The following is a 19,419-nucleotide window of genomic DNA, read 5'->3' as shown; positions in this document are numbered from 1 at the left end:
AGGGGAAAAGCAGTTGAGAAAGAGACGTATCCGTCCGCGCATACCGGTCACCCTCGCGGTGGCCATGGCGCTGGCGATACCCTTGGGCCTGCCCGCGCAGGCCGAGGGGTCAAAACCGCCCGCGGGTGCGGCACAGGGATGGAGCGACGCCACCGAGCAGCAGAAGAAGTTCTCGCTGGAGCCGTCCGCGATCCCGGCGAAGGACCGAGTCCGCATACTCGGCGCGGACTACCAGAAGTCCGCTGACACCGCGGTCACCGCGACCGGCGACGGAACCGGCTTCCACATACTCGCGGGCAAGGAGGAGGACGGCTACCAGCTTCGGACGATAGCCAGCCTGTTCGAGGACGGCTTCGCCTCGGACACGTGGATCGGAAACCACTGTGTGACCGAGTCCGGCAGGTACGCGGCTGTCTCGTACGCGCCGCGGATGTTCACCAACAAGCCTGAGCTCATGGTCCGCGGCGCTTTCACCGCGGTGGTGAACCTGGAATCGGGCAAGGTGACCAAGCTTCCGTTCCAGTCGTCGCTCGCCTACTTCTCGCCGGGCTGCGGCCAGGGCGATCAGGTGGTGTTCACCCAGCTCTCGCACGACGGCGACGAGAAGCAGCAGACCCGTCTGATCACCGTCGACGCAGCGACGGGCAAGCAGAGCCCGTCCGTCACGCTCGCCGGGCAGGTCACCTCGGCCGTTCCCACGGCCGAAGGCGTCGTCGCCGCGCACGGCAACAAGCTGGTGCGTATCAAGGGCAAGACCGAGAAGCCCCTGGCCACCACGACGACTGTGCCGTTCCAGATCACTGCCGATGCCGAAGGCGGCATCACCTTCATCGACCGCGAGCTCGACAAGAAGGCATCCAAGACGCCGGCCAGCTGGGCCAAGCACCTGACGCGCACCGAGGTCGCGCAGGGCAGGAAGACCGAGCCCGTCACGGTGGCCTCCGGCAAGCTGGAGGCCTGGGATCTGTCCCGTTCGGCACGCGGCGAGGTGTTCGTCACCGGTGACGCCACGTCCCGGGCTCTGCCCAAGCGGGTGCACAACCCCGGCAAGCTCCCCATGGGCGCGGCGATCTCCAGTCACGCCCAGGCGGCTCTGACCACCACCTGGTCCGACGGGAAGACCACTCTGGTCAACCCGGAGGACGCCGCCAAGCCACGGCCCGCCCGTACGGCCCTGCGCATGCTGGACTCGGGCAAGTCCGTGACTCTCGACCTGCGCCCCGGCGCGCACCGTGTGGGTGACGAGGCACAGGGGCACGCCCTGTCTCCCGCTCTGCCCACGGGCGGTCCGGTCGACTCCGGCCCGGACACGGGTGAGAAGAGCACGGACGGCCTGTCCACGCAGACCGTCCGTACCCAGGCGCTCACCGCGCAGGCCGACAACCCCAGCGAGGGCACCGGCGAGCGCTACTGCGCGGTGGCCCGCAACGACCCGAAGAAGCAGGCGTTCCAGCCCACTCCGCGCCAGGTCGAATGGGCGGTGGACCAGGCCGTCGTCGGTGAACTGGACTTCTACCGCGAAGGCAACTGGAAGAACACCGGGACCGGCGGTTATCAGCCGCAGGGCCTGTTCCCCTCGACCGTCCTCGCCGGTGACCCCAACGGCACCCTCGACAACGAGGACCCCGACGTCACCGACAAGTGGCACATCCCCGCACAGGTGATGCTCGGTATCACCGCGCAGGAATCCAACATGTGGCAGGCGACCCGCTTCGCCGTGCCCGGTGTCACCGCCAACTCCCTGGTCGGCAACTACTACGGTGTCGACTTCGCGGCGTCCGGCGAGCAGATCGACCCCTGGCGGATCAACTGGGCCGACGCGGACTGCGGTTACGGCATCACCCAGGCGACCGACGGCATGCGTCTTGCCGGCAAGACCAAGCCGGGTGAGACCGCTCTGTCCACGCTCGCGCAGGAAGCCGTCGCTCTCGACTACACGGCGAACATCGCCGCCGGTGTGCGGATCCTGTCCGAGAAGTGGAACCAGACCTACAACGCCGGGATGAAGATCAACGGCGGCCACCCCAAGTGGATCGAGAACTGGTTCTTCGCCCTGTGGGCGTACAACTCCGGTTTCTACGACACCACCGACTCGCAGGGGCACTGGGGCGTCGGCTGGACCAACAACCCGGCCAACCCGCTCTGGAAGGCCAACCGGGTTCCGTTCCTGCAGAGCGCCACCAACCCCGCCGGGGACGACTACAGCCACGCCGCGCACCCGCAGGACTGGCCGTACGAGGAGAAGGTGATCGGCTGGGCGGCGCGTCCCATCTCCGCGATGTTCGCGCCCGGTGACTTCCAGGCGGGCTACCGCCCCGCGTGGTGGACCACCAACGCGGACCGCTCCGCGGCCAAGCCGCCGGTGGACCTCTTCTGCGACGCGTCCAACTCCTGTGTCCCGTCCAAGATCGGCGACAACGACTCCAACGACCAGGGACTGGGGGCCTGCACGGCCGACTCGGGCAACAGCGACACCAACCCCCACTGGCTCCACTGCTGGTGGAACAAGGAGATCACCAAGGACCAGTGGAAGGACTGCGAGAAACTCGCCAAGTGCGGCAACGGCGTACACCGCTTCGGCACGTCCTACGGTGAGCAGCCCGACGCTAATTCCTATCCACCGAACTGCTCGACCACGAGCCTTCCCTCCAACGCGCTGGTGGTCGACGATCTGCCTGGTGGCACCACACCCGCGGGGGTCGACACCAACCGCGGATGCGGGGCGGTGAAATCCGACGGCACGTTCGGGTTCACCTACGTCCCCTGGGACACCCAGATGGACCTCACGGATGACGACAAGGACAACCCGACCACCGTCACCACGTATCCGGGGAAGATCGACACCCATCAGATCGGCGCGGGCTACGGCAACCACTTCTGGTTCACGCACACCCGCACGGAGGAGTCCTACCCGGCCAACGCCAACCGGTTGAAGGTCACCGGCACCTGGAAGCTGGATGCTCCGCTGACCAACACCTCCCGCCAGGCCAAGGTCTTCGCGCACATCCCCGACCACGGTGCGCAGACGTCCAACGCCGTGTACCGGATCCAGACTCCGGACGGTGAGGAGGAGGTAGCCGTCTCGCAGACGGCGAACCAGTCCAACAAGTGGGTGGACCTGGGCGCCTACGAGTTCGGTGACCAGATCCCCGAAGTACGTCTCGACAACTTCAACGGCGGCAACGGCGAGGCCGACATCGCCTTCGACGCCATGGCGTTCGTACCCGGTACGTACGACGGCCAGTCGATGACCGGCGACATGCGGGCCGACCTGACCGCTCCTGACCCGGAACTGGTCGAGCCCGGTGACGAGATCGACGAGGACTTCTATCCCGGTGCCGCCCTGCTCTCGTCCGGTTCAGCCTCGGCGGCCCCGATGGCGGCCAGGAGCAGCGCGTCGTGCTCCATCGTGTCCGTTTCGATCACCCGCAAGCGCACCAACGCATGCATGCACGACGAGGTGACGACCACGTTCTTCACGGACGGCGCACCGTCGGGCAGGTCGTACTTCGACTACTACAACACGATCTATCTCGACGCCCGGAGTAATGAATTCTCCCAGGTCACGACGATGGTGTTGAAGTCGATGACAGGTGCACTGAACACGGTCACCATGGACTACCAGGCCAAGTGCCGCGGATACTGCAGCATCACGAGCGTCAACTGGTCAGGGTCCAAGGTGTTCGCCAAGGGTGACACGGTGATCAGGACCATCACCACCCGGTTCAAGTGGATACCGAGCACCGGCACCACGAAGGACGTGATCACCCCCTACTGGACCTTCGGGGGATCGGGTAACGGCGTTCCGATGCCCGTCCCGACCGAGGTCGAGAAGTCGAAGCTGGACATCCGCTGCGACAGTGTGGGTTCTGGAACGGGCTGTGTGTTCCCCGGTTACACCCCGACCTTCACGATGAACTCCAAGAAGTTCCCCGGTGCCGCCGCCCACATCGACATGATGTGGCGAAAGACCAACATCGACTGGGGTAACCACAACGGGGGCAAGCCGCTGACCTACCTGGCCAACAAGATGGCCACCGACGAGCCCACCAAGACGCAGCAGGCCCGTAACCGTCAGCTCATCTGTGAGAGGCAGTGGAAGACGTACAAGAACACCGGCCTGTTCAGTGACATGTGGTCCGCGGATGCCGGAAGGCCGATCACCGACCAGAGGAGCTGTGACGAGTTCACTTTCGCCAATTCCTTCCAGAGCGGCGGAAACGTCAACGGTCCCAACCCTGTCTCGTACAGCGGAAAGGAATGTGTGCAGACCTACCTGAAGCGTAATGACGACGACACCATGACGCTCCATCTGCGCCCGGACGCGGCTCCTCCCACCTGGAAGGAGCCCTGCGGCCGGTCCTCGATGTCGAACTGGGTCAACACCCAGTCGATGCAGCCCTTCGGTGGCTTCATCACCGAACAGCGCCTGCTGGAGGACGACGACTACTGGCTCGACCTCGACGGATTCACCGCACCCACGCCGTAACCGTCATGAGGATGCAGTAAGAATGCCCCCACGGGTGACCGTGGGGGCATTCCTGCTTTGTGTCCTCATGGTCTCATGACCAGAAAAGCCGACCCTCGACTGTCGAGCACGTCGCATGTGATCCCTGGGAAATATTGGTGAGCATGTTCGCCAAGGAGTCGAAGTAGTCGGCCAGGGAATCGAATTCACCCACAGTGGTGACTTCTCCTGTGAACCATGTGCCGATACGCCCGTCCCGCACATCGATGAACTTTCCCGCCCAGGCGTCCTGGTCGGACAGAAACGGGATCCATTCGTTGCGCCAGAACGGATTGTCCGGTTGGTCCGGAGGGTTTATGCCTCCAGGCCGGGAGTGATGGTCGTAGAGTTTCTCCATCTCCCGGATTCCCAAGAAGAAGCTGCCCTCGTCAGGGAACCCGGCGAAACCGTAGCATCGCACATCGTCGTCCATGTCCTCCTCGGGAAGATCGAGACTGTTCTGAAGCAGCCAGTCCCGCAGATCCGGGTGGAGTGAGATTCCCATCCGTTCCTCGGCGGCCGCAATCATGGGCTCCGTAGCCGGTCCAGGGAAATCGGCGTGATCAGCCGGGGCGCATTCCTGAAGGAGGTTCATCACGCGAGACCAGCTTTCCACCACTGTCATGGCCCCACTCCTCTCTGCTCCGCGTGAGAGCAGCATCTAACGATCATCGCAAGGTGCGATCACTCCAGTCGTGCGAGGAGCCTACATCCGCGTACACCATGAGATCCTCCGACCATTTGCAGGTGAGGGGGTGGGCGCTATCTTCCACGAGGGAGACGACGCGGACCTCACCGCCGAGCCGCTGCCGTCTCCCACGGCCGCGCCCCGGCCGCAACGCCTCACCTGGCGCCGCCGCCCGGCTCCGCCTTCCCGACCTCCTGCGACGCGCGTCAGGACGAGGCGGGCTGCCGCGGGGAGCGGAGCACGAGCAGGGTGATCTCGCTGAGGGCGAAGACGCGGAAGGGCGGACCCCAGAAGCCGGCCCCGCGGCTGGTGTGGAGGAGTGTGCGAGCGCCGTGGTGGCTGAGGCCGGCCAGGGCCGGCTGGTCGAGGCGGACCGGGTAGTGGAAGGGCCAGATCTGGCCGCCGTGGGTGTGGCCGGAGATCTGGAGGTCAACGCCTTCCGCTGCCGCGCGGTCGACGAACGCGGGCTGGTGGGCGAGGAGGAGTACGGGGAGCTCGGGATCGGCTCCCCTGAGGGCTCCGGCGAGGTGGGCCCGGTGGCCCGCCAGACCCGAGGACTCGGCGGTCACGTCGTCGACCCCGGCGACCACGAGGGTGTCACCGCCTCGTTCGAGCAGCAGATGGCGGTTGCGCAGCGGTTCCCAGCCCAGTGCGTCCATCAGGTCGACCCAGCCCTGGGCCTCGGTGTGGTAGTCGTGGTTGCCGGTGACGTAGACATGGGCCCGAGTCGCCTGGACGCTGCCCAGGAGGGGCGAGACCGGCCCGCCCCACCCAGCATCCCCAGGCAGAATCGTTCTGACCTGGGGAAACGCGTTTTCCGGGGTGTTTTGCCTGCAGCGTTCGCCGCACGTTGGTGCAGCGAACGTGAGGCTTCGGTCCTTCAGGGCAGATCTCGCATGGCTGTGAGCTGGTCTCTTGTGGCCCTGGCGTGCGTGGGACCTTCAAGAGCGATCCCATGGCTGCTGGTCGATTTGAGACCGCGTCTCCCGCGGCACGTTCTCCGGCAGACGCTGAAGTCCGAACAGCACCGGATGCTTGTGGTCAGCATGTGGCTGAGAGCGTCAGGCACTGGGATGAGCGGGGACGGACCGGACCGGCGGTCGCGTTGCCCGGCAAGGCGGCGGGGCGCCGACAGGCCCAATGTCCCGGGCGTGTGGTCCGGCACCGGGGAGCGCGCCGCACCTTCGTCGAGGTGGATGCGCTGACGCGGTGCCCTCCGGGCGTGGGTTTCAGGCAGTGACGCGTGGTGTCCCCGCCTCAAGGGTGCCGTCGTCGCCACCACCGGACGCTGACGGCCTTGCCGGACGGGCAGCAGACGCTGTTCTCATGCCGGTGCCAGTTCTCGTGGGCGGTCTCCTGCCCACGCGCCGGGTCGATGTGCTCGAAGCCGCTGGCGTGACCGCCCGCGTGCTGCTGGGGAGTGATCGTGCCCAGCAGCACGGGCTACTCGTCCTCGCCGGCGAAGACCAGGAGGGCCCACGTGAGTCGGCCGCCAGGTCCCGGGCTCTGAGGCGGCGCAGGCGTCTCCCGGTCGGTCAGAACGCCTGCATGTACACCCGGGTTGTGCCGCGGTCCAGTTCGAGGACGTGGATCTCGATCCACTGGACCTCGCTCCGGCGGCTGTCCCCCACGCAGGGCGGGCAAACCCCGGCCCAACGGACACCTTTCTCGCTCTGGGGCTCGGCGAGGCCGAGGTGTCCGAAGAGTTCGGTGGGGGCCGGGAGGTCCTGGTTTCTGGTGCGCAGGGGCTTCTCGGGACGCAGGTCCTCCGCTACCCGCACCGCGGTCCTCTCGTCGGTGACGAAAGAGAGCAGGTAGATGTCCTCCTGCGGATTGATCTGCACGGCGCCCTTTACCTCTGTTGCGCTCTCGGGCACCGCCACCTTCATGAACGCCGATGCCTCCGGGGCGCCCATGTCCTTTCCCCAGTGCGAGGCGCGCTCGTCCGTCGTCCGGTGATCATCCTCGCCGGCACTCGAACAGGAGGTGAGCAGCAGGGCGGCCCCGAGGGCCGCGAGCAGCCGTGGCCGCAGGGCAGATCCGTTGTTCACCGGTTCTCCTCGTCGCCACGCGAGGCGTCCCCGCGGGACCCTTCGCGCCCAGAGTCCGCCGGTGTCACCCCGGGGGCTGAGCCACTGTTCAGATCCTGGGTGTAGGTGCTGCTGCTACCGCGCATGTCGAATTCCTGGGCGAAGCCCACTTTGTGCAGTCGCCCCATGTCGTCGTCGGGAATGGTGACACCACCGGGGAACGTCGTCGATTTTCCGGAGTCCCAGTTGTACCGGTCCCACACGTTGACCTGGTAGTCGAGCGAGACCTGTGGCTTGCCGCCGTCGCCCGGACTGACGGTGACCATGCCCGACACGTTCTGCTGGTGCGACCCGACCGCGTGGAACCATTCGTCCTCCCCGAAGGTCCGCCCGATTGCCTGGCTTTCCACGGGAACGACGACCGTCCTGTCGCCTCCGGCCTTCTCGAACTCATCGAGGGCCTTCTGACGCCATGCTTCCTGGTTCTCGGTGATGTGAAGCGTGCCGACGTCGGTCCGGAACCCGGAATCGTCGTGCAGGATGCGGTCGACGTCGACGTCGACGTCGACGTCGACGTCGACGTCGAGGTCGAGCGGCTCGCCGGTGCCGCTGAGATAGTGCTGCATGTTGCGGGATGCCGCGACCTCTCCTGTGACATCGCCACCTGCGGCGATCGCTTGAGCCTGTGTCAGGACCCAGAGATCGTGAGCGGTGGGATCCTCCGTGTCGAATGCTCCCGAGCCGGCGTCGGCCGGCCTCCACTCGTACAGCGGGGCCATGATCCCTGCTTCTCGAAGGTCGTCGCCGCTCTCTCGCAGCAGGATGCCGCGGGTCACCGGATCGAGATCACGCCACCACTCCGCCACGGCGGCCGTGAGGCTTCGGTCTTTTCAAGCAGGTATCACACGGCTCTGACCTGGTCTTTTGTTGCCCTCGTGTTCGTGGGAGCGTTAAGGGCGGTCCCACGGCCGCACCTACCGCTCCATCTTGCTAGTGGCGAGCCGGGTTCCGTCAGGCGAGACCGCCACTGAGTGCACCTCACCGGTGTGACCGGTGAGGGTCTTCGTACATGAGGTTGTCGAACGCCTCCTGCCGACGGGCGTCTCGTTGGGCGCCAGAGAACATCGGCGCCCTCGACTTTGAGCTCACCGAGGCCCAGAGGGACGCCATCGCCACCCCGGAAGCCGGGACGTAGCTCTTCTTCGACCACCGCGATCAGGAGATGGTCGCCTGGCTGAGCGCGCGTCGCCTGGATTCCTGACCTCCCGCGGTGGGTAGGGGCGATTCTCGCTCCCAGGAGCGTATGCCCGCGAGGTCATCTAGGAGATCACGACCGTGCTCACCGTCCGATACGTCCCCGAGCAGACGGTCGCGCCCCGGTCACGTGGATCGTGAGCCCGTGCCTGCGTCCTGCGAAGGCTGACGGGCGCTGTCAAGAGCCGAGGCATGGCCCGTGGGTATGCGTCTGGTTCACCGTTCGTAGTGGAAGCGGCACGCCACCACGTGGATGATGGTGTTCTCATCGATGCGGTACACCAGTCGGTGTTCGGAGTTGATGCGCCGCGACCAGTAGCCGGAGAGGTCGTTCCGCAGCGGTTCGGGCTTGCCGATTCCTTCGTGGCCGCTCCGGTCGATGTCGGCGATCAGCTGGTTGATGCGCTTCAGTATTTTGCGGTCGTTCCCCTGCCACCAAAGGTAATCGTTCCAGCCGTCGTCGACGAACAGCACCTTCACGCGGCGCCCGGCCCGGCCTCGTCATCGGGATCCACCAGCTCGCGAAGTGCACCCTGGCCGGCCCGGTCCTGCTCGATGGACCTGCGCAGGCGCTCGGCCATTGCGGGCGACCGCAGCAGGTAGTCGGTCTCTTTCAGTGCCTCGTACTCGGCGAGCGAGACGACGACCATCGGCTCATGGCCAGTCCGGGTGATGACCAGCTCCTCGGCGTCGTTCTCCACCGCGTCGAGGGCGTCGGCGATGCCCGCGCGTAGTTCGGTGACACTCATCGTCTTCATGATGTACACGATAACGTACAGAGGGGATCCCCGTGCGGCTGATCGCGATCCGCCTCCGTACGGCCATGCGGCTCAGCCTTCTGTGACATTGGGGTGCGCCAGAGCCCGTCGGGCGGCTCGGTTGGGGTGGTGACCTCGTCGTTTTCGCGGTCGACCCGCTCCATGAGCGTGATCGTCGCGAACTCGGGAATGATCAGTTACGGACATGGTGGTAGCGGACTTCGCCTGCGCGGAGTTGGCGGCGTTCGAGGCGGGCCCAGTTGGGCGGCGTGCTCCTCGACCCGCGCCTGCGGCAGTCTTCAGTGGCGTTCGACGAACCGTTACTGATGGTTATGTCGGACGTTCGCCTGGCCGATGTCCCAGATTCTCTGGTCGGCCTGCCGGCCGGAAGCGAGACTTCCGCTCGGTGCGGTTGAGAGGGCCGTGATCGGACAGCCCATATTCCCTGGTCCGCACTGGCGCCCGGCCGTGATGCCCCAGGTCTCCACCGTTCTCACGATCAGTCGGGAATGATCATGTGTTTCCGAGGGGCGCCGGCGGCCGGGTCATATCCCGTCCGTGATGGCGTAGGCCCTCGGCTATCTTGCTCCGCCCAGACCGACGGAGTGCGCCGCCGTCCTGGGACTATTCATCGGCCGACGCGATCAACAACGCCTGTGACCTCGCCGGGACCGACTCGGTCCGATCGAAGATCATCCTGGTGGTGTGGCCGGCGAGCGCCACGGGAACGTACCGCGAACTGGCTGTCCCCGAAACCATGAGTCTCACGGCCACCGACATCGACGAGCAAGGCAGGATCATTCATCGGGTACACCGACTCGGAGGGACTCGTCACGGACACCAGCGGTCAGTGGCGCACGCTCGCCGCGCAAGGCGGCAACGGCATGGGCACTCCGTGGGCATCCGGGACGGGCGCGTTGTCGGCAGCGTGGACAATGACACACAAGGGTTTCCGGGAGCAGGACCGGCATCGGACCCGGTCGCCGAACCAGGCGTTGAACCGCTTCCCCACCGACCGTCCACAGGCGCTGGCGCCGGCGCTCGCCGAGGCCACGGCGACGCACCGGTTCACGCTCGACAGCGCGCTCACCTCGGGTCTGCGGCGGCTCGCGGAAGCAGCCGGCGGCACGCTGTTCGGTGCGACGGCCGTCGCCGGCAGGTGGACGGCGGCCTCGAGGTGTGCGTCGACCACGACACTGCCGCGTTCGACGTGGCGACCGTCGAGCGGATGGCCGAGGCGCCGGCGCCTGCTACCCGCTGTTCCGTCGGGCCGTTGCGCGTCCGCGGGCGCTTCGGATCGCTGATCGGATGTGGCACGCCGCCGGTGTACCAGGATCACACCTCGGTCCGAGGAAGCGCGCGGCAGGGGAACCTGATCCGAGGTGCCGACGTCGAAGGTCGGAACGCGAGAGCCTCACCAAGGGCACGGTCTCATTCCCGTGCTGAGCGATGGAGAGGTCACTCGGCAAGGAGGAGGCACTCCTCTTCTTTGCGGCATCTACAGAGGGGGACACGCATGAGCTGGACCAGGCGATCCGTCGGCTTGCTGGTGGCGGCGGCCGTGGTGATGTCAGTAGCCGCGTGCACGGCCGAGGGCGGTGGCGGTGGCGGTGGCGGCGCCTCCTGTGTCGCCCGGTACACCTACCAGGACATCACGTATCAAGACGTGGGGAACGTGGAATTCACACCTGGGAAGAAGCTCGGAGTCGCCACCGAACCACCCTGTGACGACAGCGGCGACCTGGACAAGGGCGAGGAGCCGGCCGGTTTGACGGGGACCGCATACGAAGTGGACGGCTTCTCTCCCGAGGTCGCCATCGCCGTTGGGGACACGCCGGAGACGGCGAGGTTCTTCGCCGTTTCCTCCGACTCGGAGTTCCCACCCGAGGTACAGAAACTGATCGACAACTCCTGATCTGGGAAAGGGGGTTCGGTGTGGGTCCAAGGCTGACGCCACACCGAACCCCGCGCTCCGGACGGGTAGACACATGACGGCCGTCCGCAGCCCCGCTGTCCAGGCTGCCACGTCCAGAACGCTCACTGCCGCCATGACAGGTGTGCCAGGGGCGTAGCGGGTCGCAGGGCGGGCTCCGACCGATAGCCGCCCCGCTCGGACGCTTGCGGGGCGCCGGTCTTGACCGCTGGACGGGCTGCCGACGGGACGGACGCATCCCGCCGCCGCCGCGATCGTCAGCACTCGCTGTGGAGATGGGGCGTTGGTCGGCGGATCCGTCCCTCGGGCCTGCTCGGTTCCTCCACCTGAGGCGTGCGAAACCACCTGAGTCGTGCGAAAGAAGGTGCCCCGCTCCCTGTCGGGCGGAGCGGGGCACCTGTCAGTGCTCAGACCTCTTCGGAGAGGGCTCAGCTGAGGGCCGCGACCTCGGTGGCCGTGAGGGTGCGCGGGAAGACGTGGACGTCGGCGACGTTGCCGGGGAACGCGTCGTACGGGGCGGTGGAGGAGGCGGAGTTGACGCAGCCGCCGATCGTCAGGGGCAGGCTGGAGTCGTACTGGGGAGTCATGTTGTGGTTGGAGTCCTGGAGGACGCCGTTCTGGTAGACGCTCATCAGGCCGCTGGTGGAGTCGCCGCTCACCGGGGCCTTGTAGGTCGCGACGATGTGCGCCCAGGTGCCGACCGGGCCGGAGTTGGCGTCACCCTCGGCAGTCACCCAGTCGGTGTCGGTCTCGTTGGTGGTCGTGGTCTGGAACATCCAGCCCTTGTTGGTGGGGTCGTAGCCGATGTAGAAGGCCTGGTGCTGGGTGGTGCCCTGGCAGATCGCGGTTGCCGCCACCGCCGAGTTGATCTTGACCCAGGCCGAGACGGTGTAGTTGCCCAGGGTGTTGACGGCGGCCTGCTTGCTCTTCAGTAGTCCGGTGCTGCCGTTGAAGGAGGCCGATCCGGTGAGCGTGGTGCCGGTGGGCTTGGCGGTGGTCCAGCTCGCGCCGCCGGAGAGGGTGAACGGGTTGAGGCCGGCGGTGTCGGTACCGGAGGTGCTCAGCTTCCATTCGTCCTCGGGCATGCCGGCCGTCCACCCGGTGGGCACGGTGGCGCTGGCCTTGCCGGCCTGGGCGGCGTCCATCGCGTACGGGTAGACGTGGACGTCGGCGACCTTGCCGGGGAAGGCCTTGTACGGGGTGGTCGCGGTGGCCGAGTTGACGCAACCGCCGACGGTCAGGGGCAGGTTGGCGTCGTACTGGGGGGTGAGGTTGGTGGCCCTGCCCTGGTAGCTGCCGTTCTGGTAGAGCGTCATCAGACCGGTGCCGGCGACGCCGCTGACCGGGGCCTTGTAGGTGGCGACCAGGTGCGCCCAGGTGCCCACCGGGCCGGTGCCGGTGCCGCCCTCGGCGGTCACCCAGTCGTTGTTGTCGTCGTTGGTGGTCGTGGTCTGGAACATCCAGCCCTTGTTGGTGGCGTCATAGCCGAGGTAGAAGGCCTGGTACTTGCTGGTGCCCTGGCAGATCGCGGTGGCCTCGACGGCTGAGTTGATCTTGACCCAGGCCGAGACCGTGTAGTCCTGCGTGGTCTTGACCGCGCTCGTCCTGCTCTTCAGGAATGCGGTGCTGCCGTTGAAGGAAGCAGCTCCGGAGAGGCTGTAGGGCGCGTCGGCGGCCGCGAAGGTGGGCCCGCCGACCGACGTCAACGCGTTGGCACCGGCCGTGTCCGTGCCGTTGGTCGCGAGCTTCCACGCGTTCTCACCGGCGGGCGTTCCGGGCTGGGTCGACAGCGCCGCCGCGTCGAGCTGGATCCGTGGAGTGGTGGTGCCCGAGTAGGTCACGGGCTTGCCCGTGCTCTTCAGGAGCGTCTCCAGCTCGGCCACCGTCTTGGTGGGGAAGGCCTGGTGGAGCACCGCGAACGCACCGGTGACGTGAGGGGCGGCCATGGAGGTGCCGCTCAGGTTCTCCCAGCCGTTGTCGCGGACGGAGGAAACGATGTCGCTGCCGGGAGCGAGAACGTCCACCAGCGGGCCGCGGTTGCTGAAGTAGGAGATTTCATCCTGCTTGGTGGTGCTGCCCACGGCGATCGCAGACGACACGCAGGCGGGCGCGGTGACCCCCGTGGCGGAGCCGCCGTTACCGGCCGAGACGACCGTGGCGACGCCGGCGGCGTAGAGCGCGTCGATGGCCGGCTTGCGGACGTCGGTCTGGCACGCCGCCGTGTACTGGGTGCTTCCCCCGAGGCTCATGTTGGCTGCCACCACCGGCATCCCGGACTGCTTCATGTCCAGAACCATCTCCAGGGCGGAGAGCTGGGCGCTGGGGAAGCTCAGAACGCAGGGCGCGGCGTCGAGACCGCAGTAGGCCTCCGAGTCGATCCGGCTGAACACCTGGAGGGCGAAGATGCTCGCACCAGGAGCGACACCGGCCGCCGGGGCGTCGGTGACGTTCTGGCCGTTGCCGGCGGCGATTCCGGCGACATGGGTGCCGTGATCACAGTCGAGGGAAGCACACGGGCCGGCCTCCGAGTCGGCCGAGCCGGTGCCTTCCTGCTGGTCGGTGCCGTCGGGGCACAGACTTGTGGCGCCGTAGCCGGCGTCGACGGGAGAGAAACAGGCTTCGGAGGTCACCCGGCCCGCAAGGAAGGGGTGGTGGGTGGCGACGCCGGTGTCCAGGACGGCCACCACGCCGCCCGCGCCGGTCAGGCCGGCGGCCCGGGTCTTGTCACCGCCGATGAGCGGAACGCTCTCGGCCAGCGTCGCGCGCTCCGGCCGGTCCTCGGCCACGCTCACCACACCTGGCTGGGCGGCCAACTCGTCCAGGTCCGCCTCGTCGACCCGCATGGTGACCACCGGCAGCCTGTGCAGTTCGCGCACCATTTCGCCGGCCTGGACCGCGTCCGGAAGGTCGGCCCTGGTCCGGGTGGTGACGTTCACCCGCACCTTGTGACCATCGGCGACCCGCTCGCGCAGTGCTTTGTCCACCTTCGCGGTCGGCGACGGGGCCGGGCCGCTGGAGTCCAACGGCTCGGCATGAGCCGGTGCCATGCCGATCGCCACGACCGTCACGGCCATGGCAACCGTGGACCATATGGTTCTTCTCATCTCGCTCCATCTACAGCGCGGCCCGTCAAGGGCCGCGGGAAAATACAGCAATCGCGAAACCCCCGCCACGCTGGACGCGGGTAGGCGCACGCGTCGCGGCACGAATAGGGCGCGCCGGGCGTGAGAGCCGTAGAGGTGCGTGGACGGTACGGAACACAGGGCCGCGAAGAAGTCCGTCCCCCCAAGGCATAGATCTTCACCAGACGCACACAGAGGAAAGCAGCCTTGAGTGCACGCCGTCAATGATCTCTGATTCTGGGATCACGAAAATCCGGAAATCAACCCGCACTTCGCTCATTTCACGCAATTCGCCTACTTCGCCCATGTCATGCGACCGTCCGACCGCACGGCTGGCGTGTTCCGCGCCGTTCACATCCGGCCGGACTCCGCAACTGTCAAGCGCAGGAGGGGCTATGCGGACCCGCCCGGCCAGATCGCACCATGTCGCCACCCGTGGAAGTTGGCTGAAACATGGGCGGCCAGAAATGCGGTACCGCAAGTGATCGCTCGGCTACTAGCCTCTCGGTGAATCCAAAAGGATCTTCACACAATACGGACAACTGGGGGTAGAGAGTGGCTAGGAACAACCGGAGACTCGCGGGCAGAGGCCTCGTGGCGTTCGCCTTGACGGCTTCGATCTCGTTCGTCGGCGGCGGAGCGTACGCAGACGGGGGAGGCCTGGACGGACCGCAGGTCTGTCCGCCCGCCACCGGAGAGCTGACCGTCAGCACACTGCCGGCGGGCACGTCGGTGATCAGCTGTCCCGTGGTCGGCCGAGTGGTCACCTTCGGCGGTACCGGCGTGACGGTGCCTGAACCCAACACCGCGGTAGGCGTGGACACGTTGACCGCCGACGGAGAGTCGCTGGGCTTCAGCCTGGAGGTGTCGGCCGACGGCGTCGTCTCCTACAACCTGAGCGACTCGAGTCCGGACGCGCCCACCGGCGGTATCGACGCCACCGACAGTCTCGGGAACCCCAGCACGACCCCGGACGACGTGACCGACGAGCCGGACAGCGTCGACCCGGACGCGCTCGACTCCTCCTCCGGGGTCGAGCCCGAACTCCCGGACCTGGACTCCCCCAGCGCCGCGGGCGCGTGCAGTGACGGTTCCTACTCCACGAACGACCTCAAGGAGTACGGCACCTACAACTGGTACATCGGTGACGGAGGCATGCCCGGCGGTCTCTCCCGCAGCAGCGCCCAGGCCGCCTTCGCCGACGCCATCAACAACATCACCGGCAGCTACAACAACTGCGGCTACGGCGACTCGGTTTCCGCGAGCTCACACTACTCGGGCACCACCACCTACGAGGCCGACATCAACAGCAGTTCCTCGTGCACGTCCCGTGACGGGAAGAGCACGTGGGACGCCGGCAACCTCAAGAGCGGTGTAGTCGCCACGACCTGCTGGTGGTCCTGGCCCACCCCGGGAGTCAAGAACGACCTTCGTGAAGCCGACGTCCGGTTCAACACCACCGACTACAACTTCACGAACTCGCCGACCAGCAGTTGCTCGAACCTGTACGACATCCGCTCCGTCGGAACGCACGAGGCCGGGCACGTCTTCGGGATGGGCCACGTCTCCTCGGCACACTCGAATCTCACGATGACCACCAACTCCATCCTCTGCTCGACGATAGCGAGGACTCTGGGCAAGGGAGATGTCCTCGGTCTTCGTAGCATCTACTGAGCAAGGACTCGGGGGTTCACTCCGAGATGAAGCCCCTGCCTTCGCCTTCATCCGGCCACTGATCGGACGGGTGATCTGCCGTTCGGCCGAGGGCCGGCAAGGGGGACACGTGAAACTGCTGCACGAGCGGGAGGCGTACCCCCACCTGAGCAACGGGGCGTAAGAAAAGCACCTGCGCTGTCAGAGCGAATTCGGCACCACCGGTTCTGCCGGTGGTGCCGAATTCTGCAGAGTCAGGGAATCGGTGCGAGGAACTGACGGAGAGCCACCGCGCTCCATCTTCCCGATCATGCGGAGGAGAGTTGCAGTGTCGCTTTCGCCTGCGTGCATGATCGATCATCAGTTCATGCGGCGGGCACCCTGTGAATCGGTACCCGGCGACGACGACGCAGTTTTCTCGTGCTCGGAGTCCGGGGCTGCCGAGGAGGGGTAGATGCCCCGAGGGCGATCGGCGCGGGAGTTTTTTCGCTGGTATTGAGCAATCAAACTGAAAAGCACTCCTGGAACGACAAGGGCCGCAGCCCATGTGGCTATTTTTGAGCCGCCGCCGCCCATCACGATGAGCCAGAACATCCACGCGCTTACAGCGGTCAACGCTACTGCGACCCCCCAGAGGGCACCTCTGGTAAAAAGTCGAGCTGCTCCGACCGTGAAACGGACAAATTTCGAACCGTCCGGCACCATGAGAGTTCGCCCACCCCTAAAAGATACTTCTTGAAGATACGGGCACACTCTCTCAGCAGAAGACCAGGGCTGAGTGACGTTAGTCACTCGGATCCGTTTGTGACCGAAGCTCTTCGGCCTCAGCATGCTGGATGTCGGCGACCCCCGAACGCCCAGCTCGGTCCACAGCGAGGAAGGCTCGCCCCTTGGGCTCCGATTTCTCGTAGCTGGTGCACGCGGCCAAGCGCCCGCACAACCTGGATACGGTCGGATCGCCCGGTCCGCGCGTCACGACGATCCTGGAACGGTGCGGTCGACCGCGCCCGGCCGCTCACGGGTTCCGGCAGCTGTGTTCTTGCGACGGAGGAAGAAGAACGATGCGCCGCCGAGGACGGTGGCGTCCTCGTTCACGGCGGTGACGTCGGCGCCGCCCGGTCGATGCGGTAGGTCTCAAGTGTGCCACCGCCGTCCACGGTCGTCCCACGGCCTGACGAGACGTCGCACCCCCCTCGATCCATCGCGTCGGCGCGCCATCGCACGCTCCGCAGGGGGCTGCCTCGTGCGCGACCAGCCACCTCTGTGCATGTGCCGACAAGTCGGCAGCGCGTGTCAGGGGTGGCGTTCGGTCAGCCCGTAGAGGTTGCCGTCGTGGCCCGCGATCTGCGCCCACCGGCCTCCCTCGCGCCAGGGCGTGGCCTGCGGTTCCACGACGATCTCGACGCCGCGCTCACGCAGGTCCTTGCACGTGGCGTCGAGGTCGTCGCAGTCGAACCAGCCGTGTGTCATCCGGCCGGCCAGGGCGCGGAGCGTCTCCACGACAGCCGGTTCGACGGCGGCGAGCGCGACGTGGGTCTGGGCGCCGGGTGGACGGACCTCGATCCAGCGACCGTTCTCACCGTGGGGAACGTCGACCGTCAGCTCGAAGCCCAGGGTCCCGGTCAGGAACGCCAGCGTCGCGCTCTGGTCACTGACGTAGAGCACGGAGAGCCGGGGGTTGATGATCACAGTCTTCCTCTCTCGATGACGCTCGGAGCTGCCGTAAGGCCGGTCGGCGCGGTGCGGGCGTTATCCGTGTCTTCTCGCGTTCCTGTCGATCGGCCGGGCCTCGCGCGAGGACAGGGGCTCTTCGACGGTGGGCGCCCCGGCCCGGTGCGCCGAGGAGCCGGTCGTGCGCACTCCGGTCACGCCGGTGGTGGAGACCCCGAACGTCGGCGCGGGCACGACCGGGCGGCGCCTGCGCCCGACGGAGTCGCCGTGGGTGGTGCTGGGGGGTTCGGCGGAGGCCGGCCGACCTCCGCCGAACAGTGCCGCCGCGAGCACGCGAGGCCGTAACGTCGCCGTCGGGGCCACGAGCAACTGGCCGAGTTCGAGGGTGACGGTGGCCGCCGCCCGGTTCGCCGGAGCGACCGCGGCGACGCGGTCGATGTACCGTCGCCCGATCCGGCTGGCCGGACCGGGCGCGAACGTCCCCTCCGCCCACGGGTACTTGAGGTCAGAGGTGGTGGCGATCCGCCAAGCCGCGTCGACCTGCCGGGCGAGGGCGTGACGCAGGCGATAGGTGATGCCGACCGAGGTGCCGTGGCTGCGGAGCATGGAATCGAGCAGCAGCGCGGACTGCACGGCCACCGACATGCCATGTCCGTACACCGGATTGAGGGCGGCCATGGCATCGCCGATGACCAGGAACTGGTCCGGCCAGCGGCGCAGCTTCTCGTAGTGGCGGCGGCGGTTCTCCGTGCGACTGGAGACGTAGACGGGCCCGAGCGGGGTGGCCCTCTCGATCACCTGTCGCAGGATCGGGTGGCGCAGGGCGCCGGCTGCCCGCAGGAAGGACTCGTGATCGGTGGGAGGCTGCGCTCCGCCGCTCTCGAAGAGCGACACCATCCATTTGCCACCCGCGACGGGGGTGAGGACACCTTGACGCGGGTTGTCCGGCGAGGCTGCCAGCATCAGGCACTTCCAGTCCGCGACATGGCCGATGGGCGGCGCGAACATCGCGGTGGCACACACGGTCCCGGCGTCGACCACGGATTCCCTGGGCGCGTCGTAGCCCAGTTCGCGCAGCCACTGCGGGGCGAGCGACGTCCGGCCGGAGGCGTCCACCACGAAATGGGCGGGTATCAGCCGTCGTTCCCCCCACCCGCCGGTGGCGCTCCTGTCGCGGCCGCGCACCCATACGCCGGTGACGGTGTCGTTGCGGCCCCCGCGCAGTCCCATGACCTCGTGTTCCTGGACGAAGGTCACCTTCGGGTCGGCCCGCAGCCGGTTCCGTACGACCGAGTCGATGATGTCGCGGGATCCGGTCATCATCGTGAGGTCGGTCTCGAAGCGGGGTGTCCAGCCGCCGGGCCCCAGCAGAAGGAGGTCCTCCGGCATACGGACGGACACCATGCCCGCGGCGAGCAGTCCCTCGGTGATGCCGGGATACAGTCGCTCGAGTTCCTGGTGCCCCCCGGCCATCAGGGTGTGCGCGTGCCGGGACTGCGCCACGCCACGGCGCCAGCGGGGGGTCAGCGGCAGCCGGTCGCGCTCGATGACCGTGACCCGGTCCATGTGATCCACGAGGGCCTGTGCCGCGGCGAGCCCGGCGAGACTCGATCCGATCACCACGGCGTGGCCGTCACCGCTGGCCCGGTCGGTGGGGCCTAGGTCCAGGCTCATCTTCTCGCCCTCCTGGGAGCGTCGTGGAGCGTCGTGGATGGGGCGGCGCCGCTGCGACGGACCGCACGAGCGGTGGCGGTGGCGGCAGGACCTGCCGGACCTGCGGTGGAGACGGCTGGAGCAGCCGGG

The 19,419-nt window shown here is 67.1% G+C and carries 14 protein-coding genes; 3 read left to right on the top strand and 11 right to left on the bottom strand.

Annotated elements, in window-relative coordinates:
* Positions 1-64 precede the first annotated feature (64 nt).
* Positions 65-4,489, top strand: a complete 4,425-nt coding sequence (locus OG488_RS11960; protein ID WP_406466278.1) for a golvesin C-terminal-like domain-containing protein — start codon at positions 65-67, stop codon at positions 4,487-4,489.
* A gap of 73 nt (positions 4,490-4,562) precedes the next feature.
* On the opposite strand, the gene OG488_RS11955 is transcribed toward OG488_RS11960, so the two are convergent.
* The 8 genes from OG488_RS11955 to OG488_RS11920 form a co-directional block, all read right to left on the bottom strand.
* Complete coding sequence (locus OG488_RS11955) at positions 4,563-5,132, bottom strand: SMI1/KNR4 family protein (RefSeq protein WP_103517848.1); 570 nt, start codon at positions 5,130-5,132, stop codon at positions 4,563-4,565.
* Positions 5,133-5,401: 269 nt separating this feature from the next.
* Complete coding sequence (locus OG488_RS11950; RefSeq protein WP_329238588.1) at positions 5,402-6,079, bottom strand: metallophosphoesterase; 678 nt, start codon at positions 6,077-6,079, stop codon at positions 5,402-5,404.
* A gap of 373 nt (positions 6,080-6,452) precedes the next feature.
* On the bottom strand, positions 6,453-6,635 hold the full coding sequence (locus OG488_RS11945; RefSeq protein ID WP_329228582.1) for a hypothetical protein: 183 nt from the start codon (positions 6,633-6,635) through the stop codon (positions 6,453-6,455).
* Positions 6,636-6,730: 95 nt separating this feature from the next.
* A complete protein-coding gene (locus tag OG488_RS11940) occupies positions 6,731-7,246 on the bottom strand; it encodes a hypothetical protein (protein WP_329228581.1) in 516 nt (171 codons plus the stop codon).
* Positions 7,243-8,091, bottom strand: coding sequence for a hypothetical protein (locus OG488_RS11935; protein WP_329228579.1), 849 nt, complete (start codon positions 8,089-8,091; stop codon positions 7,243-7,245). Before OG488_RS11935 ends, OG488_RS11940 begins: the two co-directional genes overlap by 4 nt.
* 108 nt (positions 8,092-8,199) lie before the next feature.
* Positions 8,200-8,343 carry a WD40 repeat domain-containing protein gene (locus OG488_RS11930; protein WP_329238585.1) on the bottom strand — a complete coding sequence of 48 codons (144 nt, stop codon included), beginning with the start codon at positions 8,341-8,343 and terminating at the stop codon, positions 8,200-8,202.
* A gap of 352 nt (positions 8,344-8,695) precedes the next feature.
* Positions 8,696-8,959 (bottom strand): Txe/YoeB family addiction module toxin, encoded by a 264-nt coding sequence (locus tag OG488_RS11925; protein WP_329228577.1) that lies wholly within the window; start codon positions 8,957-8,959, stop codon positions 8,696-8,698.
* A complete protein-coding gene (locus tag OG488_RS11920; RefSeq protein ID WP_329228576.1) occupies positions 8,956-9,237 on the bottom strand; it encodes a type II toxin-antitoxin system Phd/YefM family antitoxin in 282 nt (93 codons plus the stop codon). Before OG488_RS11920 ends, OG488_RS11925 begins: the two co-directional genes overlap by 4 nt.
* 1,516 nt (positions 9,238-10,753) lie before the next feature.
* Here OG488_RS11920 and OG488_RS11915 point away from each other — a divergent pair.
* Complete coding sequence (locus tag OG488_RS11915) at positions 10,754-11,152, top strand: DUF6281 family protein (RefSeq protein WP_329228575.1); 399 nt, start codon at positions 10,754-10,756, stop codon at positions 11,150-11,152.
* A gap of 446 nt (positions 11,153-11,598) precedes the next feature.
* Here the strand turns inward: OG488_RS11915 and OG488_RS11910 are convergent, their stop codons facing one another.
* The gene (locus OG488_RS11910; RefSeq protein ID WP_329228573.1) at positions 11,599-14,274 is read right to left on the bottom strand and encodes a S8 family serine peptidase; all 2,676 of its coding nucleotides are present in this window, start codon (positions 14,272-14,274) and stop codon (positions 11,599-11,601) included.
* 624 nt (positions 14,275-14,898) lie between these two features.
* Between OG488_RS11910 and OG488_RS11905 the strand changes: the two genes are divergently transcribed.
* The gene (locus OG488_RS11905) at positions 14,899-15,966 is read left to right on the top strand and encodes a matrixin family metalloprotease (RefSeq protein WP_329228571.1); all 1,068 of its coding nucleotides are present in this window, start codon (positions 14,899-14,901) and stop codon (positions 15,964-15,966) included.
* A 1,272-nt stretch (positions 15,967-17,238) separates the two neighbouring features.
* Here OG488_RS11905 and OG488_RS11900 read toward each other — a convergent pair.
* Positions 17,239-17,634: a VOC family protein gene (locus tag OG488_RS11900; protein WP_329228569.1), complete on the bottom strand. Its 396-nt coding sequence runs from the start codon at positions 17,632-17,634 to the stop codon at positions 17,239-17,241.
* A 60-nt stretch (positions 17,635-17,694) separates the two neighbouring features.
* Positions 17,695-19,290 (bottom strand): FAD-dependent monooxygenase, encoded by a 1,596-nt coding sequence (locus OG488_RS11895; protein ID WP_329228567.1) that lies wholly within the window; start codon positions 19,288-19,290, stop codon positions 17,695-17,697.
* Positions 19,291-19,419: the final 129 nt, after the last annotated feature.

Origin of the sequence: Streptomyces sp. NBC_01460 (assembly GCF_036227405.1) — a bacterium.
Classification (GTDB): Bacteria; Actinomycetota; Actinomycetes; order Streptomycetales; family Streptomycetaceae; genus Streptomyces.
The sequence above is the reverse complement of the archived record's forward strand: the minus strand, read 5'-3'. Positions and strand labels throughout refer to the sequence as shown.